Here is a 23,019-nt window from a genome sequence, read left to right as displayed (position 1 = left end):
TTAATATTCTAAAACCTCAAGTTAGCTTGAGGTCAATAGGAGATTTTATGGCCGAGTTAAATGAATATTTATCTGTTGGAGAACTCAGTAAAAGAAGTGGAGTTTCTATTTCTGCGATTCACTTTTACGAGTCAAAGAACTTACTAAGATGCCATCGTAACAAAGGTAATCAAAGGCGTTTCCATCGTCGTGAACTTCGTATTCTTAGTTATCTAAAGGTTGCACAACGTATTGGTCTAAGCCTAGAAGAGATAAGAGAAGCATTTAAAAGCATCGAGAATAAAGAGAATCTCACAGCTAGTGATTGGAAGAAACTTGGCCGTAGTTGGCAAAAGGTTTTGGATGAACGTCTTCAGTTAATTGAAAGAACAAAGTCACAGCTTGGATATTGTATAGGATGTGGTTGTTTGTCTTTAAAAGATTGTCCTTTACGTAACCCTGATGATGAACTTGGTCAGGAAGGTACTGGGCCACGTCTTCTAATGAAAGATTAGTAAGTGATAGTTAATGATTCATAAACTATAGTGTCATTTATTGAAACAATAATTTATCCCATAATTGATTTAAATAATAATTCAATGTGGAGATCAATTATTCGTGTTAAATCAAAATAAAAATTCATGGGGAGCTATCTGGGCCATGACTCTTGGGATCTCAAGTGTCATGATCGCAGAATTTCTACCTGTCGGCCTCTTAACTCCTATGGCCAAGGATCTTGCTATAAGTGAAGGTTTTGCTGGGCAAACCATTACTGTTACTTCCATTTTTGCAGTTTTAACGAGTTTAACGATATCTTATGTGACTAGAAAGGTTGGCCGTAAAAACTTACTTATAAGCTTATCAGCACTAGTTGCTATTTCATCTGCTATCGTTTCGCTTTCCCCTAATCTTGTGATTCTTCTTATCGGTAGAGGACTTTTAGGGATTTCTCTCGGTGGAATATGGTCAATGGCCGCTGCCCTTGCAACACGTCTTGTTTCCAAGGATAATCTTCCTAAGGCCCTTTCAATTATTTTTGGAGGAGCTTCATTCTCAACGATGCTGGCCGCACCACTTGGAAGCTTTCTTGGCCAATACTTGCACTGGCGTACGATTTTTCTCATTGATTCATTAATAGCAATTATCTCAATGATTTGGCTTTTTAATAGTATGCCAACTCTGGCGGCAAATTCTAAGGTAAAGTTCAAAACAATTTTTAAAACTTTATCAAGGCCGTCGGTCAAAGTCGGTTTACTTGCTGTCGCTTTAACTTTTTGTGGGCGATTTGCAACGATCACATATATGAGACCCTATCTTGAAAATACAATAGGCCTTGATGTAAAGGGGATTTCGTTAGTCTTCCTTCTCTTTGATGCTGCCTATTTTATTGGAACATTTATTGCCGCTGAAATAGTAAAAAGAAGTTTAACTTTTGCATTAAGTGTTTTTCCATTATTACTTGCACTCGCTTCACTTGCCCTCGCATTTAATGAAACCAGTGCTATCGAGGCCGGAGTATTAATTTTCTTATTGGGTATTTCTTTTGCTCCCATTCCTGTCGGTTGGTCGACATGGGGGACAAAGATTGCACCTGATGATACGGAATCAATCGGTGGTCTTTATGTTGCTTCAGTGCAAACAGCTGCTGGAATAGGAGCTTTTGCAGGAGGAATTCTTTACGATAAAAGTGGTTCATTTGCAGTCTTTTCAATGAGTAGTTTGTTCTGGTTTGTCTCTGCAATACTTACTTTCTTATTTGTAAAAACCGTTTTTAATAAAAATGAAGATGAAGTTGTTGAAAATGTCATCGCATAATAATCTTGGAGGTTAGTCATGAAAAATGGATTTGTTTTAACTTTAATTTTGTCTCTAGGGCTTGTGAGCTGTTCAGGTATTACAAATGCCAATGGAGAAGCTCAAGGCGAAAAGAAACTTATGGAAATCACACCAACTAATAAGACCATTAAGTTTGATAGTAGCTCTCCTGTCTTTACTGGTAATGTACTTCTTAGACCTCTTTTTGAAACTCATGACACTTCAGATTTAACTGGCGGTGAAGTGACTTTTTCAAAAAATGCAAGGTCTGCTTGGCATACTCATCCAAAAGGACAACTTCTTGTTGTCACAAAGGGACAGGGAGTTGTTCAGCAATGGGGTGAAAAAGCGCGAGTCATGAAGGCCGGTGATATTGTATGGACTCCAGCAGGAGTTAAGCATTGGCATGGAGCCGATAATAAAAATACAGTCACTCACTTGGCTTTACAAGAAAAGAAGAATGGTAAAAATGTCATTTGGATGGAAAAAGTTAGTGATAAGCAATATAAGGATGGGCTTAGGAGCATTAGGAGTAAGAAGTAAAGTGAAGATACGAATCAAAGTGGATGACCTTGAATTTGAAGGCATTCTTGAAAATACTAAAGTAGTTAATCAACTACCTCTTGAAGTCGATGTTGAAGACTATGCTTCTAATGAGAAGATCTTCTATCTCCCAAAGAAGCTTTCTGTGGAAGGTGAGCCTGCGGGGTATAAGCCTCGTGTTGGGGATATCTGTTACTATGCTCCATGGGGGAATGTCGCGATATTCTATAAAGATTTTTCTTACTCTGCTGGCCTCATAAAGCTGGGGGAGATTACTGAGAATGTCGATAAGATTAAGAATATTAAAAACTCAAAACTTAAAATTGAAATTATAGAATAAAAAAAGCCTCCGGACTGGAGGCATTTCTGTTTCATAATTTCAGTTAGTTATTTTATATTTCTAGTTTTTCGCTAAGGCCTGTGATTTTGTTCACAATTTTACTTATTTATACCGATATTTATTCATAATAATATTGTGAGGAAGCTAGATGGATAAAGAACTACTAGAAGTATGGAAGTTAGTCTTAAGTCTTATACATATGGATGGCGTCGTCTCTTCATCAGAAGAGAAGTGGTTTAAGAAAAAAATAGATGAATTAAACTCTCATAAGCTTTTAAATGCGACTGAGGAAGACATTGAAGTTTTAAGACAAAGCTTTAGTCAGCCTATTGGTAACTATATTGAGGCGCTTGATTTAATTAAAACTCCTGCCAGAAAGTCTTTTGTTTTACACATGGTTCGTACAATTGGACATTTAGATAATAATTTTTGTGATAATGAGAAAAAGGTATTTAAGGATATTGAGAGTATTATCTTGGGTGATTTAAATCTTAAGGATATTGAATCTCAGAATCAAAAGATGGAGTTAGATAGTTATGAGTTTAATAACTATTATCAAATTGATGAAAGAGATTCATTCATAACTGTTTTGGCAAAAGTTGTAGCTAAATATCTATGATATTTAATTTTTTCGAAAGCTTCATTGAATTAATAAAACAATTCACACCTGAGTTTTTACATCATGATCTACTTATACTTTTGATAATAAATCTGTTTATCTCTATCTTTGTAAATTATGCAATTAAGCTAATTTCAAAATACTCAAACAAAATAACTGATAAAAAAGAGAGGGATAAGAATACACTTCTTATTGCTTATCTCTTATGCTGCTTTATATTTAGCTTCTTGTTACTTGATACAAAGAAGGGAATATACACAATTCTGATAATTTATTTGGCCTTAGCTCTCTTGTTTATCTTTATTTATATAGTTTCCCGACAGTATGAGAAGTGGGGCATACCAACTGAGTTTGATGGTGATTTAAGGCTTGTTAAGGAGCCACGATTTAAAGATTTCTCGATTCTTGCGTGTCCAAATTGTAAGACAAGAACTATCTCTTGGATACATGCGATTAAAGAGCCTCAAACTTGTGGTGTGTGTGAGAAGAAGTATAAGGGGATGGTTCCTGTTAGACTTGATAGAGCTTTATTGATTGTTGCGTTTTTGTTACTGGGCTTAGGAATATATCTTTTCACTGTACCTTGTCTGTCTAAAGTTATTTCAGCTTTAATTATGTGTAGTGGTTTTGTTGCACATATGATTTATCGAATTATTCCTAAGGGGTTAGATGAAGTTAAAGATGATTCAGTATAAGCGTACATGGTATAAGAGTTCCTGGTGCTTTTCCTTTACGCTTGGTCAACGAAAAGTGACCTGGAACCAAATCCCGGTTGGAACTTTTGCGCTTGTTGGTGCAGCTACATCTGCATTAATGCCTACTGGCTTTCTTTTAGGAAGAGGTGGACAGAGAGCAGCTCAGTTTGGTTATAACAGAAGTTTAGGATTACTAAATAGAGGGAGTACAAGATTTGGATGGAGTGGACCTAAGAATGGTTTAGATGTTTTAAGTCTAAGAAGAGGATCAAGACATTTTGATATTCCTTTTACTGGACTTCGCTCAGGAGCTAATGCTGTAAGAGACGGTATTTATTCTGGTATAATTGGTGGTGGCTTGAGTTCTGGAGGTGCAAATGCCTGTAGCTTACAACAATGAAGTAGAAATTAAAATTAATAGGCTGAAAAATTGGTTCTCTGACCAGAATTTCACGAATGTAGAGTTAATTGAAAATATTTCTCCCGCAAACGATAAATATCCTGACTATGTAGTTGTATACGAAGCAGTATTTAAACCTAAGGATTTAGAGACTCTTCAAGTAGAGGTATGGATTGAAGAAACTGGAAATATTGGTATAGGAGTTGAGACATGGCCAAGAGTGTTGGAAAGGTTTGGTAAAAGCGTTGAGTCTGTAAGGTTTGCTGGAGGTCACGAACCCGTTCCGATGGACATTGACCAACTTTTAGCCATTCTTAAAATTATTTCTGATGGATGTGTTGCTATCCAAAGAGGTGGCACTAGTTTGTTTAATCTTTACAATTTTAAAGTCTTGATTTCTTCAGATGATATGGATGGTTTATCTACAGCAGGATATCCATATTTAGATTTTCTTAGCTCTATTGATAAAATTCCAGAGAACCATTCGATTTTAAAATTTAATAAATGGTAGGAAGATTTGCCTCTAATTTGCCAAAAAATTCAGATGTATTCTTAAAATTTGAAACGACTGGCACTACCACTTTGGCAAAAAGGAATATTAATGAAATTTACTCTAGCTTTGATTATTCTAATTACCACGAATACAGTTACGTTTGCTAAAGACTCAGATCCAGAAATACCATTCGTTCTTACAAATACAACGGTAAAAGATTCTAAAGGCAAACAAGTTGCCAAAACAATGAATGGTTGGGCCGGGGGACCATTGCTATGGCAGAGTCCTGGTAATGCACAATATACAATGGAACAGTCTCAAGACACCAAAATGGTTAAGTCTTCCACTATTACAAAGATAGTAAAGAACACCAATACAATAAGCGTTCCTGGCGCTTTTCCTTTACGTTCGGTCAACGAAAAGTGGCCTGGAACCAAAATCAAAATATTTCGAGTATAAAAAAAGCCTCCGGACTGGAGGCTTTGTATTTTGCTTTTTTATTGGCAGTAGTTGTAGTCGCGGAAGTAGCGAGCACAGAAGTTTTGTGGGAAGCGACAGTCATCCATATTGCTTGACCAGTAGCTTGCGCTTTGGCAGTACTTTGTGTCTTGTTTTTCAACATTAACAATGAACTTTCCAGTAGCAACTTCACGTCCATTTTTTTCTAGCTTGTACTCGATTTCATTTTCACCGTAGTAGTTAAGTAGTGGCCTTTGAAGTAGAGTGTAGATCCAAAGATTGAACTTCTTTGAACTTTCACCTTTTTCAGCATCAAATGAAGATGACTTCGATTTTTTGCGTCCCTTGTGGTCCTTGTAGTATAGAGTTACTTCGTCTGCATCAACTCTTTCACCTTCGTCTAGAACAAAGCTTGAAAACTCAGATGGGCTTAAGTAATTTGCACTACAATTTACGTAGCGAATTTGGTGCTGATTTCTGTCATTACATGTTAAGCGGATACTCCCTTCAACAGGGTTGGAAGCTAGATCATTTCCAATTTGAAGTCCTGCACCGAAAGCAGGCAGAAGCATTAGTAAACTAATTAGTACTTTCATTATAAACTCCTTTTTATAATCCTATTAATGATATTAAGGAGTTTTAGTTTATGCAATTTTATCTAGCTTAAAGATAGAACTTGTAAGTTTATGGCCTAAAGCTCACGCGCTTTAAGTTTAGCGTAATTGTAGATCAATTCACGCCAGTTTTGCATTAGGGCAGGGGCCGTAAGCTTAACAAGTTTAGGATCACTTGGAATATAATCGTAAAGAAAGTATTCCATGGCAAATTGGATTGTTTGCATACCGATATATAACTCAGTAAAGAAGTCGATATCACCCTTTTGATAATAGGCGATAAGCTCTGCAACGTCTTGGTGGTATTCACATGAACCGCATCCGCTACACATTCCGTAGTTTTCAACAAAGGCCAGATGCTGCTGAGTTTGAGTTGCAATAACTTGCTCCCTCTCATCTGCATCTGCACTAAAGCTCTCAACTAATTCAAGTGCACGTTCCGGATACTGATTGATGGCCATGAAAATGCGTTCATAGAATGTAGCGTATAGGGAAGTAAAAATTGAGTCTTCAATTAGGTAGTAGAAGAAGTCTTCTGTGGATTTTGTTCCTGCTTTTAAGTTTTCATAACTAGCAAGGGCCATCTTAAGAGGTGCATCTTCAAACTCTTCTAATTCAAAGAAGATTTTTGCAAGCTCCTGTTTGCCAAGATCGAATTCACTCTTTTGCTTAAATTTTGAAAACATGAACGCCTCCACATAAGTTCTTGTTCTAGATTTTATCAAATTAAATTAAATCAAGAACTTATGTGGAGTGAGTGGCAGAAAGTGCCAGTCTTATGGGCAAGGTATAGTAAACACCTTGTGTATTTCCTCGATGCGATTCAGAGTATCGCTATCAAGAGTCACTTCACTTGTGGCAAGGTTCTCTCTTAATTGCTCCATTGTCGTAGCACCGATGATATTTGATGTATTAAATTCACGCTTGTTCACAAAGGCAAGAGCAAGAGTTGCAGGAGAGAGTCCAACATCGTTAGCAAGTTCGACATAAGCTCTGATGGCATTTTGTGCATGTTCTGAAGAGTAGCGTGTGAAGTACTCACCGTATTCAGTTAGGCGAGAATTTGCAGGTCTCTTTCCATCTAGATACTTTCCAGAGAGCGCGCCAAAAGCAAGAGGTGAGTAAGCAAGTAGTCCGACTTTTTCACGAATTGCCATTTCAGCAAGACCAACTTCAAATGAACGATTAAGTAGAGAGTATGGATTTTGAATTGAAACTGGGCGTGCAATATTTGTTTCTTTGGCCGCTTCAAGATACTTCATAACTCCCCATGGTGATTCATTTGATAATCCCCAGTGAAGAATCTTTCCTTCTTTGATAAGCTCATCCATGGCCTCGACTCTTTCATTGAAGCTCACTTCAATCTCAGGAGTGATATGCTCGTAATTTAGACGGCCAAAGAAATTTGTCACACGCGATGGCCAGTGAATTTGGTAGAGGTCTAGATATTCTGTATTAAGTCTTTTTAGAGAGGCCTCGCAAGCTGTTTTAATATCACTTTTTGAAAAGGCGATCTTTCTAATGTCACTATTTCTAATGTAGCTATCCATTGATCCAGGGCCAGCAACTTTAGAAGCAAGAATAAACTTGTCTCTGTGAGTTTGCATCTTATCCCATTTGCCAATGAATTGTTCTGTCTTTGTGTATGTACTTTGTTGACCAGGAACTGGATACATTTCTGCTGTATCAATAAAGTTAACTCCATAGTCGAGCGCTAGATCAAGTTGTTCATGGGCCTCTTCAATGGTATTTTGTTCACCCCATGTCATTGTTCCAAGACAAATCTCACTAACTTTTATATCTGTATTTCCAAGTTGATTAAATTTCATAATCCCTCATTTATATTTATTATTGCTGCTTTACCATTTCTTCTAATGGAAGCTGTGTTTGTTTCTTGATGTAATTTACTAGAGTAAAAATAATAATGACTGTTACTATTAAAGTTGGCACAGAGATTACTGGAAAGCTAAGTGCTGTCATTCTTCCCAAGCTTTCATTGAACTCAACTGTACCTGGTGCTCCTTTAAGGACGATGGCCGCAAGAACATAATTTAAAAATGCTGATAGAAAGAATGTTGAAGAAAAGTAGAATCCTGCAATGTGAATCTTTTGTTTGAAGTCGTCGTGTAATCCTCTTGCTTCAAAGGCCATGTGGATCTTTTCCATATCAAAAATTTGCTCAAATAAAGTTCTAATAAGTGGCTTCTTTGTGAATTGAGAAGCAAGTACAAAAAGACCAATTACAAGTGGAACAGCAGTTTCTTTTACAATCATCCATGTGCGATCTAATTCCAATAAGCCGATTCCTCCTGTTAGAAGAACGCTCACAAGACCAATGGCCGCAATCCAGTTAAACTTTCTTTTAGAGATAAAGTCCCATGCTCCATATAAAAGAGGAAAGGCAAGGGCGATGATCAGAGCATTTACTTGACCTAGTTTTTCAGGCCCTGAAAATTTTGTAAGTATCACCGATGGAATAACAACATTACAGAGGATGTTGATGAACGGGTTTTCATTTTTATTTTGAACTTTATTCGTTTCAGTCGAATCTGACATTTATAATCCTTTTATAATTTGCCCTTCATAATACCTAAATCAATAAAGTAGGAAAAGGTTTAAAAGACCAATGTGAAAAGTCGGGTATTGTAACAACTTCTTACACCCTGTAATCTGAACTTGTCTTAAGAAAATTAAAATGAAATCATTTTTTTTACCGAATTACTTTTGATCACGGATGAACATAAGGATAACTCATGAAAAAATTATTTCTTGCACTTGGTATGACATGTGCGCTGAGCGCTTCAGCTCAAAACTTCAATGGTTACATTGTAAAACTAAAGCCAGGTTTCGAGTCTCTTGTTAACACGAATATGGCAGATGCTCAGGTTAGAAAACTAAGCTTTGGTACTTTTGCTGTTGTTAAGCAAAATTTTGAAGGCCTTGTTCAAGACCCAGCAGTTGAGTATGTTGAGAAGAACTGGATCATTAACTTAAATGATTTTTCAGCTCCTCAACATGATGATGCTTCATTAACAGAAAATCGCGATGAGCAATTTTCTAAGCAATGGGGATTAATGAATGACGGACGCAACTCTAGTGGTTGGTTCTCAAGAGGAAAAGCTGGTGAAGACATCAATGCAACTGCTGCATGGAATGTTGAAACAGGTGATCGCGATCTAGTTGTTGCAGTTATTGATACAGGTGTTGATTATACTCACGCTGATCTAAAAGCTAACACTTGGAAGAATGAAGGTGAAATCGCTGGAAACGGAATTGATGATGATGGAAACGGATTTGTTGATGATGTTTATGGATACGATTTTGCAAATAAAGACGGTGATCCAATGGACGGTCACTCTCATGGTACTCACTGTGCTGGTGTAATTGGTGCTCGTCACAATGGAACTGGTATCATGGGTGTTATGGCAAATGTTAAAATTATGTCGATTAAATTCCTAAGTGACAGTGGTTCAGGGGAAACAATTGATGCAATCTCTTCAATTGACTACGCTGTTGCAAATGGTGCAAAAATTCTTTCAAACTCTTGGGGTGGAGGAGAGTACTCTGAAGCACTTAAAGAGTCGATTCAAAATGCACGTGATAAAGGTGTTCTTTTCGTAGCTGCTGCTGGTAACTCTTCAGCTGACAACGATGCAAGACCAACTTACCCAGCAAATTACGATGTTGAAAACGTAATCACTGTTGGTGCAATGGATGGTAAAGGTAACCGCTCATCTTTTTCTAACTACGGACAAGATACAGTTCACGTATTTGCACCAGGTTCAAATATTCTTTCAACTGTACCAGGTGATCGTTATAAGAAGATGTCTGGAACTTCAATGGCAACGCCAATGGTTTCTGGGGTACTTGGACTTCTACTATCAAAAGAAGAAGGGCTAACTTTCTCTCAAATTAAAGAAAGAATTTATTCAACTTCAGTACCAAATGCAGGACTTATCACAAAAGCTAAGTCTGGACGTATTGAAGCTTATCGCCTACTTAACAATATCCAAAACTAGTGATATATAAAGAGGGGAGTCGTCGTATTAGCGACTCCCTTTTTTATTTATGAAAATCAAACTACCAGAATTCCTTATTCGAAAATTAAAAATGACTCCTTATCATAAATTAGGTGGCGCCGAGGGCGTTCAAGAACTTGTTAATAACTTCTATGAGATCATGGATACTGACCCAAAGGCTTCCAAGTGTCGCGCTATTCACGCAAGCTCACTTGAAAGTGCTAATAAGAAACTTTTTATGTTTCTATCTGGCTGGTTAGGTGGCCCTAGTCTTTATATTGAAAAGTACGGCCATCCTCGTATGAGAAAGCGTCATTTTCCATTTAAGATTGGTTTTGCTGAGCGAGATGAGTGGCTCTATTGCATGAGAAAGGCCATGGATATGAAGAATTTAAAGCCTGAGTTTGATAAAGAACTCTGGGGTGCTTTCGAAAGATTCGCCGAGCATATGAGAAACCAAGACTTTTAGATCTTCGATTTCTATTCCGCAAAAAACTTCGTAATTTAATTCATTAAGTAGCTCAAGGCAGCGCTCAAAGTGAGTTTTAAATGCACTTTCTTGCTTCATTTCTAATTTTAATAGCCCTGCTGCTATTTTAATGATGGCCTTAAATAAAATGGCAAAGTCATCAGTTCGATTATGCTCATTCCATAAGGATTCTAAGTAGGCATGGGCCTCCCAGAAATATCCTTGGTTTACCAAGTCAATGGCATACAGATAATCTTCACTATCTTTAAAAGCTTCACTAGAACTTAGGCGAGCTGTTTGAGGCTCGCCGCTTTCTTCCATATGGCCACCAGACTTCAAGGGATGTGGATTCACTCCCGGTCGAAATTTATATGGTGGTAGTGCTCGAGTGGAATATCTTATGAAAGTCTCCAATCAAAGTCGTACAGAAGTTTTCCTTCATCAATATGAACTTGAGAAACTATCTTTGACCAAACTTTTTCATTTGGATCCCACTGGAATCTTGCACGAGCAACCTTGTGCTTGATCGTATTGAATTTTTCAACTTCTTGACGATTCTTCCAATTCGGCGCCTTAAGTTCCGCTACGATTCTAACTTTAGGTGCACTAGCAAGCTTTGCCATACGTGCATAATCGTAGTGAGAAGCAATCTTTAGCATCGCTAGAACATCAGTTACGGCGCGGTGAGGGAATGGATTAATAAATCCATGTGAGTGCTCAAGAAGCGCCATTGATTTATGAGTAATTTTTCTCGGGTACTCAACGTCTTCTTGAGTATCAATCCAAACTTTATTTGGCATCTCAATACCATGTCTTTTAAACATGGCCGTAAGCATTGGCTTGTCGTACTTTGCACCATTATGGGCCATCATATAGTCGGCCTTCTTCATCAGAAGTGCGATTCTTTCAAGGGCCATCTTGATTTCATCACCCTTGCGGCCCCATTCAGCAAGTAATTGCTCATCAATGCCAGTTAGCTCAATGACTTCTTCTGTAAGCTTTAGACGGTCTTTCTCGTCAATTAGTTCTGAGAAAATTCTTACTGGAGAGTTGATGCGTGTATCCCAAAGGACTGCTCCAATTTCCGTAACGCGGTCAACTTCAAGGTTTACACCTTTTTGCGTTAGATTTTCGTTAATACCTTCTAAATCAACTCCAAGAATGAGCATTTGACGTCCTTTTGTTGGTCTTGCTGTGTGCCATAAGATTAATTGACAATATTCTGACTTATTTAGGACAATTATTAACGATACGTTTAATATTGTAAATGCTGGGATTACTTAGATTTAATGAAACCTTATATTGTACTTATATTCACGGCGTTAATTGTTGCCTTCTTTTCAGGAAGTTTTGTTTTAAAAACTTTCGCTCCTCGATTTGCTAGTCAGTATCAAATTGATGAGATCAATGAACTAAAAGTTAAGATGCAAACTACAATTACACCATACGCCATCGTTAACTTCTCATCATTGTATTACTCAGATGAACAGTTCCAACTACTTAATCCTTCACTTGCTATTGAAGAATTTGATGCATCTCTACTTTCAAGTTCAAAAGGTTGTTCAAATATTGAGATTCTTCAATCTCAGCTTACGGGAACACGTAAAAAAGGTGTCTGGGAACAAATCCGCTGTGGAAGAATTCGAAATATTCCTAACTGGTTTGTGAAATCTCCACCTTATATTCATGAATCTGGTGTTAGTTACGCATACCTCTTGTTTCAATATCAATTGGCCACAGGCCAGGCGTCACAGACGTCATGGGTAAGGCGTAGACTTTCTTACTTCCATGTTTCAGAACTTGCACAACTTCAACGTGAAATCGGGCCACTCGGTGGAATCTACGGTCTACTTGCAAGTCTTTCTCAGGAAACTCTACAAGATATTATTAATGAGGAAGGAACTATTCTAGCAAAGAACTTTTTATTGGCACGAATAAAGTATCCACGCCAATACAATGTTCTCGAGTATCGCTTTTACTCAAATGATTCCATTGAAAGATTTCTCGATCAAACGCCTTATCAAATATCAAGAGCACGTGCAGGTAAGTGGTGTGTCTACAACGACGGTCCAATTTGTTGGCGACAGAACACAAGACATCTCTTACAGACTGTCTCTACTTCGACTTTGACATCATTTACCGGGATCATGGTTATCTTCTTCATTATTCTTTGGCTACTATTCAGTAAGATCAAGGATGATAAGGTTGAGGAGAGTCGTAAGAAAATGGCACTTCAAGTTTTGACACACGAGTTTAGAACTCCTGTTAGTTCTCTTCTTTTAATTGTTGAAAAAATGAACCGCTCAATTGATAAATTGGATGAAGAACAGCAAGAAGATCTTCTTCGAATTGCTGGAGAAGTATATCGCCTTCAACGTCTAACAGAAAAGTCTAAGCACTACCTGCAAGGCTCTAATGCCTCAGGAATGTTAACTTTTAGTTATGAAAAGCTAGAGCACTTAGAAGATCTTATCTATGATACAATTATTCCTATTAAGGAAACTTATGATAAGGAAATAGAACTATCGATTGATGTGAAAGATACGATCTTTGTCGATTATTATTGGTTTCAAATTCTCATTAAAAATCTCGTTGAGAACTCTTTTATTCATGGTGCGCCAGAGCACTACTTAAAGATTTATGAAAAAGATAAATTCTTTGTTGTTGAAGTCGGTGATGGTGGAGAGATTACAAGAGACCTTGATACTCTAACAAGTGAGTTTGTTAAGGGCTCTAAAAGTTCAGGTACAGGCTTAGGTTTAAATATTATTAAAAATATAGTTGATGAATGGGGTGGAAAAATTGAGTTGGTTAAGAAGCCGACGAAGTTTATTATCACTCTACCTAAAAGGAAGTAATTATGGATAAGATTCTATTAGTTGAAGATGATGTTTCACTAGGTAAGGGAATTCTTGATTTTCTTAAAATGGAAGGCTTTGATACGACGTGGGCACAAACTTTAGAAGAAGCAAGAAAGATTGATTTAAAAGGTTTTAATCTTATTATCCAAGATTGGATGCTTCCAGATGGACAGGGGATTGATTTTCTAAAAGAGATTCGTTCTAACAATAATAATACACCTATGATTATTCTTACTGCTAAGACTGATCTGATTGATAAAGTTGTTGGCCTTGAGTCAGGGGCAAACGACTATATGACTAAACCATTTGAGTCTCGTGAACTACTTGCTCGTATTCGTGTGCAACTTCGTATTGGAGATCAAGGAGCTACAGCTAAGGATCTTGATACTAAAGGTGTTTTAACTCTTGGAAAACTTAAGATTGATAATGATACAAGAGAAGTTACTTGGGATGGAAACTTAGTCGAACTAACTAAAATGGAGTTTGATTTCCTAAAGCTTCTTGTGGAAAATCCAAATCGCGCTCTATCTCGTGATGAGATTTTAAATAAGGTTTGGGGTTATGAGTGTTATCCATCAACTCGTACCGTAGATACACACGTTCTTCAATTACGTCAGAAATTTAATGAAAATTTAATTGAAACGGTTCGAGGTATCGGCTATAAGCTGCGTCCACAATTTGCTCAATAAGAATAAAAAATGATTTAAGGGCCTTTCAAAGGCCCTTTTTTTTTCAAAGAATTGACATAACTCTAACGAAGATTGAATAAAGCTTGGCCATAATATAACGAAAGGTTAGTTAATATGAACAACTACTAAGGGGCCATTATGTCTAAGCGTATAACCATTCCACTTCTCTTTGCCTGCGTGGCACTTTTTTTAGCGTCATGTCAGTCGAAGCAATCGGCGAGCGATCTGCAAAAAACTCTTGAGGAAAATCCGCAGATTTTAACTGAAGTGATGAAGAAGAACCCGCAATTGTTTATGGAAACACTTCAGAAGATGGCATCTCAAATGAGAGAGAAGGCCCTTGAAGATCGCAATAAGAAAGAACAGGAAATCTTAGAGGCCGCATTTAAAGACCCTATTGAAGTCGAAAAGCATAGTGAAGATTTAATCATTGGTAATCCTAATGCGAAAGTGGTTATTTATGAATACTCCGATTTTCAGTGTCCATTCTGTTATCGTGCCCTTGAGACAGTAAAACAAGTTCTTGATGAGTATAAAGATGATGTGGCCTTTGTCTATCGCCACCTGCCAATTGATTCAATTCATCCAAATGCAAGATTGGCCGCAAAATACTATGAAGCAATTAGAATTGAATATGGCCAAAAGGCATTTGATTTCCATGAAACAATTTTAAAGAATCAAAATAAGATTCGTCATGGTGAAAAATATTTCCTTAGTTTAATTAAAGAAATGAAATTAGATATTGGGAAAATTAAGGAATTAGTAAACTCAAAACGTGTCGAGAATAAGATTGCTGCGGACGTAGCAAGTGCAAATAAATTGGGCTTTAGTGGCACTCCTGGTTTTGTTGTGGCCGGTGTCCCTGTTAAAGGCGCATACCCATATTCTCATTTCAAAATGATCTTAGATCGTCGTTTAAATGGAAACTCTAAGGATCCTGCTAGCGAGATGGCAGCGAAGATCAAGTAAGAAATTAAATGTCCGTCAGTAGTTCAATTAATTCAGGGTAATCGATAAATGGATTTCGGTTGCCCTGATACTTCTCAACTTCATCATTTCTAAACTTCTCAAATTCATCGATAGGATCTAACTTGTCCCAAACTCTCAAGAATGCTTCTTCACGATCATCAATTGGAAGCTCATACATTACTGCAAAGTAGAATAGCCCACGAGCGATATCACCCTTTACTTCATTAGGTGGTTCAAAAAGCGGCATATTTGGATACTTCTTATTCTTTCCAAATTTAGATTCACCACAGTCTTGAAGTTTATTGTCGTCAACTTCACCGTAGTGATATGAGGCCCTCATACTATTAACAAAAGAGTCTGTTGGGAAAAGGTGGTGCATATCCGCAACCATATCATCGTATTCGTTCTTACCGTGTTCAACAGTTTCACCATAGTCAAAGAATCGAGACTTCGGCCATGTATGCTCAGTGTTGATGATATTACCATCAGGTAGGTTTTCAGAGTCTAATTGAATATCGACATTATTTTCGTACTCATTTCCGCAGTAAAGGTCTTTTAGAAACTTATTATCGGATCCAGATTTATTATAGGCGTAGATATTATTAAAAAGGTAAAGGCGTGCTTCTTTATAATAAAGAGTTCTCTTTCCTTTTTTCATCAAATCAGAAAGACGCTTTCTGAATTTTGCTTGATCGATTTGTGTTTTCGTATCACCGTGGCCTTTGAGGTTTATTGCCTGGGCCATAGTGAGTGATGTTGCTAAAATTATTAGAGTGGTACGTAACATAATTAGCTTTTACGGTAATTTATGAACAGATGGTAGGAGATTGTAGAATTTACCCGAAATATAGTCCCAATAAAAAAACAGGACCTCGGTGAGGTCCTGCCAATTTAAAAATCAAGCTCGTTATTTTAGCTACTTAGGGGACGACTAAGCGGCCTTATTATACTCTTCGTAATCGTTATCACTATCCATATTTTCTTCATCTACACTTTGTCTAAGGCTTGTTAAAAGCTTCTCTAATTGAAGTCTTTCGCTAACTCCAAGCTCAACAAATTGTACCCCCATTCCTTCTGGGTAGCGTCCAACAGCATTCGATTTTCTAACGACCTTGGCCTTTAGTTCTAAATCTGTTCCGATATTAAAAGTAAAAGTGTCTCCACAATTGAAGATATCTTTTTGAGTTGGCGTATTATACGAAATATAAGCACCTGTTCTTGAGATATCAAAAGTTTCTCCAAGATTAATTGGAATATCAGTTGATGATACCTTTGTTGGTAGTGGTGCTTGGTAACGAATTGCTGTTTTCCACCACTGAGCAGCAGGAGAATTAATAACATTCGTTTCATGACTAAGAATAAAATATGAAGTCATTAGGATATATGCAAAAGTTGATAGAATAACTGAAGCTGCTTCAAAGTCATTTCCATAAACTAGGACAATCGAGTTATTTAAACAAACAAAGCCAATCGATAATGGAAAGCTCCACTTGATGTCATCTTGCGCTGTAAATGAAAAGTACGCATTTAGAAAACAAGAGGCCATAACCATAAAGTTAAAGACTGTCATTTTCGACCAGATGGCACCAATATCAGTTGCACCATGACCATAAAGGAACATGACCTGAATTGGGATACTAACTGCAATTGCAATAAATACAAATGCATAAATATTAAAGATTAATGGCTTGATCTTCATTGATGACTCCTTGTGTGTCATTTTGAGTAAAGTGATAACAATAACTATTTACGCGATTAATATAATTCTTTGCTTCTTGTAGGCGATCAGAGTTACGCCAATTTGTTTCTAATTTGATTAGTTGTGACTTAACTCTAAATGGGCCAGAGTTATAGCTGGCAAGAATTAGGTCTGTGAAAAGTTGGCTTTTCTCAAATGATTTAAGGTCTTTGATTTTTGGATATGACTTTTGTACAAGATCGATATTTCCACGCCAGTACTTCTTTAAATATTCAATATACTCAAGGCCACCAATAACTGACTTCTTACGATTAAGTCGCCAGTCATTTCTTTGATTAATCTTTCCTGACCTAACCATGAATTTTACAAGTCCATATGGAAGCTTTTCAATTCTCTTATCAACCTTCCACTTATCGTATTTCTTAACAACGTGCTGGCTTGCTGCATCTGTTACTTGTGTAAGCCCAATTGCTTTTGCAGAACTTACTGAACGATAGTTAAACCCTGATTCTTGGGCAATAATTCCAAGTAGCATTGAAGGGTTTGTATGAACTTTTTTAGCTTCATTTTTTACAAGATCAATGAAGCTATCCTTAACATTGAATGGATCTGTTGTTGTAATTGTTGTGTTGTTATTTGCTGTTGTAAATTGCTTACATGATGGTTCTTCATAACGGTATAGAGAGCGAATCTCTCCACGATATTGGTAACCAATTTTAATATCAGTTTCAAGTCTTGCTGGAAGACTCAGGCGATTGATTTTATAGATGATATTTTGATCGTCTTCATAGATAACTTTATTATTATTTTTAAAGCTTGAAGTAATATTTCTTCCATTCCAAAAGATAACGATATTTTCTGGATTCAATTTTCCACGAGTAGAATTTATCTTAATATAAAGATCATAAACAGCATGACGATTTTGTTTTTTAGGAAAGAACTCAATTCCAATTGTACTTGTTCCAACATTATCAAAATTTAAATGGTTATCTAAGATATTAGTAAAGGCCTCGAGATTTTCGAATGTATCCCCATCATTAATTATTGAAAGAGTGTCACTTCCGAATGGGTTCATTGGCCCAGCACATGAAGTGAACAGGAGAGTCGCTCCAAAAAAGAGTGCCGAAAAGCTTGCTCTTAACAAGACTCTGACAATGTGCTGACGAAATGTTGGTTTAAGTGCCATGTTCATTGACACTATTATGACAATTTTGGGTAAGTAGCTGAAGTTGCTAGGTAGTTAATCTTTTTATATCAACTACTTAGCTAAAAAATCCGATAAAATCTATGGTTAGCAAAATTAGCAATTTTTGCCAACTTTAGAAGCCATAGAAAAAACCGTTATTGGCATCTGTTAAATTCTTTAAGAATTTATATAAATTTGAGGACTTACTGAAGTTAGTGGCCCCCACACCAATAGCGTTAATTTGGACTTTTCGAAGTCTATTTTTGTCGGTGATATCCCTAACAATATCTTCAATACTATCAGGTGAAGTTGTTCGGCCTGACTTTGTTGGAGAGCCATCACTTAATAAGACAATATCTGTAAGTTGTGGATATTGGTCGATAACATATTTTAGGGCCGCTCTTGTCGGGGTAGCGCCAAGTGGCCTTAGTCCTGCTAGAAATTCATAGACTTCTTCTTTGATTTTTAAATCTCTAAGATCTTGGAGAACGCCCCATAGGGCATACTGAGAACTGCGATTCTTTCCTGGAAAGTAGATGATATCGACGTAGTAGTCCTTTCCCATTGAAGCAATAAGCATCTTAAGGCCTGCCTTAACTTGGCCAATACGATCATCTGTTGCCATTGATCCTGAAACATCAATGAGAAAGGCCACTCTCTTGCCTTTGAAATTAAAACCTACATCAGCATTCTTAACCGTTGGAGCTGGAGTCGGTTTTGGTTCTGGTTTTGGTTCTGGCTTGGCCTGCGGTGGGGTAATTTGAGCTGTTAGCTCTTTAATCACTTTCTTTTGATCCTGAGCAAGCTTTTCACATTGAGAAAGTGCCTGTGAATTATCAACGCAAACTTCTTTTGGAGTTTCTACTGTTGTAGGTGCTTCATTCTTTGGAACAACGATGAAGAGGATAATCACCGCTCCAAGTGCTCCTGAAAGTAAATCAAGAAATGAAATATTAAAAACGTCTATGGACTTTCTTTGGCGCATTATTTGCTTTCCTACATCTCAATCTTATTAACTAAGTTTTCAATTACATATTCTTTTGTTTTCATATGAAATTGATCAGTTGCTTTTTGCAAATCGTGAAAGAGCCACATAAGAATGATACTTAGGATTAGTGCAACAAGTGTTGTATCAAAGGCAACACCAAGAGTTGAAGTAATCAGTTGCATGTCTTTGGAGTTTGCTAACATTAAAGCACTTGAGATACCAAGTACAGTACCAATAAAGCCAAGAGAAGGAATGGCCCATAGGAGATAGCGAATATTAGACTGTTCAGTTTCTGAGTTGTCTCGATGTAGGTCAGTTATAATATTAATGACCTCTAGAACTTCGGAAATATTTTTCGTTGATCGAAACTTAGCACAAGAATTTTTAATGAGCTGTGTGAGTAAAGTTTTCGAATACTTCTTTTCAAAGTCCTTAACTTTTTGTCCTATTTGAATGACATCGTCAGACATGAGTAAATGTTTTTCATCAGTAGGAAGGAGATTGGCCTTAAAATAAGACTTTTCAGCTTTAATTTGGGCCTTTAGTTCTTTTATTTCTGAAATTGACCAGAAGAATGCCATGTAAGTTAGCCACTGAATGTAGCCACCTTTGATGAAATTTCCGCCTAAGAGAATTAGCAATCTTGAAACCATTCCATCTTGTGGGAAAATACCAGACAGATACGCTCCGTTTAATACCGCCACAATAACACTGCTTATAACAACAGCTTGTCCAATGAGTTGCAATTCTTTCTTTTCTAGCATTGAATGACCTTTTACTCTAAAATTATAGATATATTTTTAATTATTATAACTGACTTTAAAAGGATATAAATGGTGGGAAAAAATAGTGAAAATGAACCAGTAGGAGAACTATGTGTTCGCACGCTAACGATGCCTTGTGATACAAATCACAACGGTGATATCTTTGGAGGTTGGGTTCTTTCGCAAATGGATATCGCCGGTGCAATCTATTCTGGAAAGCGCTGTAATGGCCGTACGGCAACTATCGCAATTGAAGCAATGAAATTCATCCAACCAGTAGGAGTTGGGGATATCTTATGCTGTTACTGCTCAACTGTAAGAGAAGGAAATACATCTCTTGCTGTTAAAGTTGAAGCTTGGGTTATTCGCAAGTTTGAAACAGAAAGAGTTAGAGTGACGGATGGAATTTTCACATACGTGGCCATTGATGAAAATAAAAGGCCAAGAAGTATTAACTCAAAAACAATTCTCGAAAAATAAGGATTTCTATATGAGCGTAATTAACGTTGAGAATGTCTCTAAAAGTTATAGAGACCAAAAGGCATTATCGGACTTCTCTCTTACTGTAGAACATGGAGATGTCGTTGCTCTTTTAGGGCCAAATGGTGCTGGAAAAACAACTTTTGTAAAGTGTATGCTAAATCTTATAAGTGCAGATAGTGGCAATATTTCGATTTATGATATTGATTCAAATGATCCTATGTCTCGATCTCGTCTAGTTTACTTACCTGAAAAATTTACTTTCTATAGCTACTTCACTGTTGAAGAAACTCTTAAGTTCTTTGCTGAGTTTCACCAAGTTGAAAAGTCTCTTGTAAAAGAAAGAATTCAAGAAGCTTTAGGAAAACTATCAATTGGAGAGTTAGGCAAGAAAAAGCTTAGTGAATTATCAAAAGGCCAAATGCAGCGAGTAGGCTTATGTATTGCTATTGTTGCTGATAAAGATTTGATTATCTTAGACGAGCCATTCTCTGGGCTTGATCCAATCGGTATCAAAGATGTGAAGGATATCTGCCTTGAGCTTTCGAGCAAAGGTAAGACGATCTTAATTAACTCTCATATCCTTTCTGAAGTTGAGAAATTTGCAAAGAAGGTGATTATCTTAAATCACGGTCAAGTTAAGGCCCAGGGGCCTATTGATGAAGTACGTGGTGGTATGTCTCTAGAGGATCGTTTTTATACTCTTATTAAAGGGACTAAAGAGGAAAGTGGGGAAGTTCATGTTTAATTTAACGCTTATTAAAAATACAATTGAAAAAGAAGTTCGAAATAAATCAGTAATCTTTCTATTCATTATGACTGTTATTGTAATGTATCTAGGAGGAGTGCTAAGTAATACCCTTCAAATTGAAATTCAAGAATCTGGTTTTAGTACATATCTAGCAACCGCAAGTATGACAGTTGTTATTTGGATTATCAGTCTTAGTGCAAAGCTTGTCGCAGCTCTTATTTCGGCAAATATCTTTCGTAGTGATTTAGAAAGTGGAGTAATTTCTCAAATCTTAGCACTGCCAATTAAGCGCTCTTCATATGTTATCAATCGTATGCTTGGTGGAGCCGTTTTAAGTTTCCTTTATCTGATCTTCATTTTGATAATTGGGGTTGTTATTCTTCTATCAAATGATCTTGTGCCAAAGGGTGTGGATTTCTCAATGGTGAAGATGGTTGCTTCACTAATTCCTCACTTCTTACAGATTTTGATTATTATGTTTGTGAGTTGTTTCTTCAGTTTATTCTTTAATAAAATTGGAACACTTCTACTAACTTGTTTTTATGTTCTGGCATCTGTTGGTGTCTATACTTATATCAAGGCGGGAAATCCAGCTCTTTCGGGGCTAAACCTTTCTTCAATATTCGGTTTTATCTTTTATTGGATGCTTCCAAGAATTGGTGAAATCTCAGGCCTTGCAGATATGCTATCGCTTGGGGCCGAACTTAATTTAGAAATTGTAAAAAGCTTTGTCTTTGGTTTTGTTCACTTAGTGGCAACTCTTGGGATTTGGGGACTAATCTTTAACTTTATTTTTAAAAGAAGATCATTTTAATGAGAAAATTGCTAATTATCCATTCAGATGAGCGCATCCAATCAAGTGTGAGAGAGTACTTAACAAATGAGTACTCTTTTGAAATTGATTGTCTTGCTAACTCATCACTAATTACGAATGCGGATGAATTAGCAACTTATGACGGGATCGTTTGTGAGAATCGCTATGTCGATAGCGAAGGACGTAATATTGTTGGCGCTCAAAATTTGATAAATTTTATCATTGATCACTCGATAAAAAAGCCTGTTGTTATCTTAGGTGAGATGGAAATTGATTATGGGAGCTTTGTCTCTCTACCATCGAGGTTTTCTCTCAGAGATATTAGTCTTCAACTAATTAAGAGTTTAAATATTACAGATGAGGAGTTAAGACATTTAAAGATGCCTGATTTTGTTAGTGTTGAAATTGCAAATTTCTATCAGCTCTCAAATCCATGCTGTGATATCTATATTAAAATGACAAAAACTGGTGTGGATCATTTTGTTAAAAGAATCTATGCCAATGACGTTCTTGATAAAGATATCGTAAGACGTTATGAAAATAATAATCTTTCGCACTTCTTTGTACAAAAAGAAGATTTCGAGAAATTAATGGGACAAATCTTATCTCAGTCTTTAACAAAGGTTGTGAAGGCCTTTAAAGAAGATAAGAAAATTATGGAAATTAGTAGTGATACTTTTGAAATTTCACAAAACCTTCTAAATGAAATTGGAATCACTCCACAAACAGTAAAGCTTGCTAAGACTTCTATTGTAGCTATGACAAAGACTGTAAGCGGCTCTAAGAAACTTTCAACACTTCTTCGCTCTCTTTTAGAGAATGAAACGACTTATGCGTTTAAAAGAAACTATCTAACTAGTTTGTTCTTTTATCAAATCATTCCAAATCTAGGATGGGGGCGAGGAGAACAACTAAAGCAAACGATGGATAAAGTTTGTTATATTTGTTTTTTCCACGACATCCTTCTACGTGAAGAGAAGCTTTTAAAGATCCACTCTCTTGATGATATGGCCTTCGTGGATTTAACAAATGAAGAAAAGAAGCTTGTGTTAGAGCACGCTAATATGACGACAACTCTCTTGCAGGAGATTTCAGGGATTCCAACTGGAATTGATGTTATTGTTCGCCAGCACCATGGTTCTCTAAATGGTGTAGGATTTCCTGATGTGTACACATCAAATTTATCTCCTCTAGCGATATGTTTTATAGTCATTGAAAAGTATGTTGTTGAGATCCTCAAGTCTATTGAGGCAAAAGAAAAACTTAAATTGAATTCGATACTCCTAGAGCTTGATGAATTTTTTCATTTGAGCAGTTATCGTAAAATAATTTTCGAACTAAAAAGCCTAATAAATTGAAAAGGCAAATTTATA

At 36.7% G+C, this 23,019-nt stretch carries 29 protein-coding genes; 18 read left to right on the top strand and 11 right to left on the bottom strand.

Annotated features, from left to right (window positions below):
* Positions 1-47 precede the first annotated feature (47 nt).
* The 9 genes from soxR to ACMAYL_RS03035 all read left to right on the top strand — a co-directional run bounded on the left by soxR (position 48) and on the right by ACMAYL_RS03035 (position 5,343).
* Positions 48-494 carry a redox-sensitive transcriptional activator SoxR gene (gene soxR / locus ACMAYL_RS03075; RefSeq protein WP_393090599.1) on the top strand — a complete coding sequence of 149 codons (447 nt, stop codon included), beginning with the start codon at positions 48-50 and terminating at the stop codon, positions 492-494.
* A gap of 103 nt (positions 495-597) precedes the next feature.
* Positions 598-1,794, top strand: a complete 1,197-nt coding sequence (locus ACMAYL_RS03070) for an MFS transporter (RefSeq protein WP_412470729.1) — start codon at positions 598-600, stop codon at positions 1,792-1,794.
* An 18-nt stretch (positions 1,795-1,812) separates the two neighbouring features.
* Complete coding sequence (locus ACMAYL_RS03065; protein WP_412470728.1) at positions 1,813-2,337, top strand: cupin domain-containing protein; 525 nt, start codon at positions 1,813-1,815, stop codon at positions 2,335-2,337.
* 1 nt (position 2,338) lies between these two features.
* On the top strand, positions 2,339-2,677 hold the full coding sequence (locus ACMAYL_RS03060; RefSeq protein ID WP_412469657.1) for a cyclophilin-like fold protein: 339 nt from the start codon (positions 2,339-2,341) through the stop codon (positions 2,675-2,677).
* A gap of 148 nt (positions 2,678-2,825) precedes the next feature.
* A complete protein-coding gene (locus ACMAYL_RS03055) occupies positions 2,826-3,296 on the top strand; it encodes a hypothetical protein (protein WP_103217506.1) in 471 nt (156 codons plus the stop codon).
* Between the two features lie 80 nt (positions 3,297-3,376).
* Positions 3,377-3,991: a hypothetical protein gene (locus tag ACMAYL_RS03050; protein ID WP_146037821.1), complete on the top strand. Its 615-nt coding sequence runs from the start codon at positions 3,377-3,379 to the stop codon at positions 3,989-3,991.
* Positions 3,966-4,391, top strand: coding sequence for a hypothetical protein (locus tag ACMAYL_RS03045; RefSeq protein ID WP_412470727.1), 426 nt, complete (start codon positions 3,966-3,968; stop codon positions 4,389-4,391). Before ACMAYL_RS03050 ends, ACMAYL_RS03045 begins: the two co-directional genes overlap by 26 nt.
* Positions 4,369-4,902 (top strand): hypothetical protein, encoded by a 534-nt coding sequence (locus tag ACMAYL_RS03040; protein WP_412470726.1) that lies wholly within the window; start codon positions 4,369-4,371, stop codon positions 4,900-4,902. Before ACMAYL_RS03045 ends, ACMAYL_RS03040 begins: the two co-directional genes overlap by 23 nt.
* A 90-nt stretch (positions 4,903-4,992) precedes the next feature.
* Positions 4,993-5,343 (top strand): hypothetical protein, encoded by a 351-nt coding sequence (locus tag ACMAYL_RS03035; RefSeq protein WP_412470725.1) that lies wholly within the window; start codon positions 4,993-4,995, stop codon positions 5,341-5,343.
* 38 nt (positions 5,344-5,381) lie between these two features.
* On the opposite strand, the gene ACMAYL_RS03030 is transcribed toward ACMAYL_RS03035, so the two are convergent.
* From ACMAYL_RS03030 to ACMAYL_RS03015, 4 genes are all read right to left on the bottom strand, one after another.
* Positions 5,382-5,939: a hypothetical protein gene (locus tag ACMAYL_RS03030; protein ID WP_103217501.1), complete on the bottom strand. Its 558-nt coding sequence runs from the start codon at positions 5,937-5,939 to the stop codon at positions 5,382-5,384.
* Between the two features lie 95 nt (positions 5,940-6,034).
* Positions 6,035-6,643 carry a hypothetical protein gene (locus tag ACMAYL_RS03025; protein WP_392991623.1) on the bottom strand — a complete coding sequence of 203 codons (609 nt, stop codon included), beginning with the start codon at positions 6,641-6,643 and terminating at the stop codon, positions 6,035-6,037.
* Between the two features lie 90 nt (positions 6,644-6,733).
* Complete coding sequence (locus tag ACMAYL_RS03020) at positions 6,734-7,786, bottom strand: aldo/keto reductase (protein WP_412470724.1); 1,053 nt, start codon at positions 7,784-7,786, stop codon at positions 6,734-6,736.
* A gap of 19 nt (positions 7,787-7,805) precedes the next feature.
* Positions 7,806-8,513, bottom strand: a complete 708-nt coding sequence (locus ACMAYL_RS03015) for a VC0807 family protein (RefSeq protein WP_412470723.1) — start codon at positions 8,511-8,513, stop codon at positions 7,806-7,808.
* A gap of 197 nt (positions 8,514-8,710) precedes the next feature.
* Between ACMAYL_RS03015 and ACMAYL_RS03010 the strand changes: the two genes are divergently transcribed.
* Entirely contained in the window at positions 8,711-9,976 is a 1,266-nt protein-coding gene (locus ACMAYL_RS03010) for a S8 family peptidase (protein WP_392991629.1), read from the top strand.
* Between the two features lie 49 nt (positions 9,977-10,025).
* Entirely contained in the window at positions 10,026-10,445 is a 420-nt protein-coding gene (locus ACMAYL_RS03005; protein WP_199177527.1) for a group II truncated hemoglobin, read from the top strand.
* On the opposite strand, the gene ACMAYL_RS03000 is transcribed toward ACMAYL_RS03005, so the two are convergent.
* Together ACMAYL_RS03000 and ACMAYL_RS02995 are read right to left on the bottom strand one after the other, a co-directional pair.
* Positions 10,368-10,766 carry a DUF309 domain-containing protein gene (locus ACMAYL_RS03000; protein ID WP_412470722.1) on the bottom strand — a complete coding sequence of 133 codons (399 nt, stop codon included), beginning with the start codon at positions 10,764-10,766 and terminating at the stop codon, positions 10,368-10,370. The genes ACMAYL_RS03005 and ACMAYL_RS03000 overlap by 78 nt on opposite strands.
* A 77-nt stretch (positions 10,767-10,843) precedes the next feature.
* Complete coding sequence (locus ACMAYL_RS02995) at positions 10,844-11,614, bottom strand: 3'-5' exonuclease (RefSeq protein ID WP_103217495.1); 771 nt, start codon at positions 11,612-11,614, stop codon at positions 10,844-10,846.
* A 120-nt stretch (positions 11,615-11,734) separates the two neighbouring features.
* Between ACMAYL_RS02995 and ACMAYL_RS02990 the strand changes: the two genes are divergently transcribed.
* From ACMAYL_RS02990 to ACMAYL_RS02980, 3 genes are all read left to right on the top strand, one after another.
* Positions 11,735-13,303 carry a sensor histidine kinase gene (locus ACMAYL_RS02990; RefSeq protein ID WP_103217494.1) on the top strand — a complete coding sequence of 523 codons (1,569 nt, stop codon included), beginning with the start codon at positions 11,735-11,737 and terminating at the stop codon, positions 13,301-13,303.
* 2 nt (positions 13,304-13,305) lie between these two features.
* On the top strand, positions 13,306-13,995 hold the full coding sequence (locus ACMAYL_RS02985) for a response regulator transcription factor (protein WP_103217493.1): 690 nt from the start codon (positions 13,306-13,308) through the stop codon (positions 13,993-13,995).
* A gap of 138 nt (positions 13,996-14,133) precedes the next feature.
* Positions 14,134-14,964, top strand: a complete 831-nt coding sequence (locus ACMAYL_RS02980; protein ID WP_103217492.1) for a thioredoxin domain-containing protein — start codon at positions 14,134-14,136, stop codon at positions 14,962-14,964.
* 4 nt (positions 14,965-14,968) lie between these two features.
* Here the strand turns inward: ACMAYL_RS02980 and ACMAYL_RS02975 are convergent, their stop codons facing one another.
* From ACMAYL_RS02975 to ACMAYL_RS02955, 5 genes are all read right to left on the bottom strand, one after another.
* Entirely contained in the window at positions 14,969-15,709 is a 741-nt protein-coding gene (locus ACMAYL_RS02975; protein ID WP_412470721.1) for an endonuclease I family protein, read from the bottom strand.
* A gap of 186 nt (positions 15,710-15,895) precedes the next feature.
* A complete protein-coding gene (locus tag ACMAYL_RS02970) occupies positions 15,896-16,663 on the bottom strand; it encodes a PilZ domain-containing protein (RefSeq protein ID WP_158246835.1) in 768 nt (255 codons plus the stop codon).
* Positions 16,638-17,855 carry a transglycosylase SLT domain-containing protein gene (locus tag ACMAYL_RS02965; protein WP_103217489.1) on the bottom strand — a complete coding sequence of 406 codons (1,218 nt, stop codon included), beginning with the start codon at positions 17,853-17,855 and terminating at the stop codon, positions 16,638-16,640. Before ACMAYL_RS02965 ends, ACMAYL_RS02970 begins: the two co-directional genes overlap by 26 nt.
* Positions 17,856-17,982: 127 nt before the next feature.
* Positions 17,983-18,834, bottom strand: a complete 852-nt coding sequence (locus tag ACMAYL_RS02960; protein WP_103217488.1) for a VWA domain-containing protein — start codon at positions 18,832-18,834, stop codon at positions 17,983-17,985.
* Positions 18,835-18,845: 11 nt separating this feature from the next.
* Positions 18,846-19,601 carry a MotA/TolQ/ExbB proton channel family protein gene (locus ACMAYL_RS02955; RefSeq protein ID WP_103217487.1) on the bottom strand — a complete coding sequence of 252 codons (756 nt, stop codon included), beginning with the start codon at positions 19,599-19,601 and terminating at the stop codon, positions 18,846-18,848.
* A gap of 69 nt (positions 19,602-19,670) precedes the next feature.
* On the opposite strand from ACMAYL_RS02955, the gene ACMAYL_RS02950 reads away from it, so the two are divergent.
* Genes ACMAYL_RS02950 through ACMAYL_RS02935 form a run of 4 tightly spaced genes read left to right on the top strand, consistent with a single transcriptional unit; the run spans position 19,671 to position 23,004 of the window.
* Positions 19,671-20,081, top strand: coding sequence for an acyl-CoA thioesterase (locus ACMAYL_RS02950; protein ID WP_103217486.1), 411 nt, complete (start codon positions 19,671-19,673; stop codon positions 20,079-20,081).
* A 10-nt stretch (positions 20,082-20,091) separates the two neighbouring features.
* Entirely contained in the window at positions 20,092-20,829 is a 738-nt protein-coding gene (locus ACMAYL_RS02945) for an ABC transporter ATP-binding protein (RefSeq protein ID WP_158246834.1), read from the top strand.
* Positions 20,822-21,646 carry an ABC transporter permease subunit gene (locus tag ACMAYL_RS02940; RefSeq protein ID WP_103217484.1) on the top strand — a complete coding sequence of 275 codons (825 nt, stop codon included), beginning with the start codon at positions 20,822-20,824 and terminating at the stop codon, positions 21,644-21,646. Before ACMAYL_RS02945 ends, ACMAYL_RS02940 begins: the two co-directional genes overlap by 8 nt.
* A complete protein-coding gene (locus ACMAYL_RS02935) occupies positions 21,646-23,004 on the top strand; it encodes a hypothetical protein (RefSeq protein WP_412462706.1) in 1,359 nt (452 codons plus the stop codon). The genes ACMAYL_RS02940 and ACMAYL_RS02935 overlap by 1 nt, the downstream gene beginning before the upstream one ends.
* Positions 23,005-23,019 lie beyond the last annotated feature (15 nt).

It is taken from the genome of Halobacteriovorax sp. RT-2-4, assembly GCF_047085445.1.
Classification (GTDB): Bacteria; Bdellovibrionota; Bacteriovoracia; order Bacteriovoracales; family Bacteriovoracaceae; genus Halobacteriovorax_A.
Note: the sequence above shows the minus strand (reverse complement) of the source record. Positions and strands in the feature narration are given on the sequence as shown.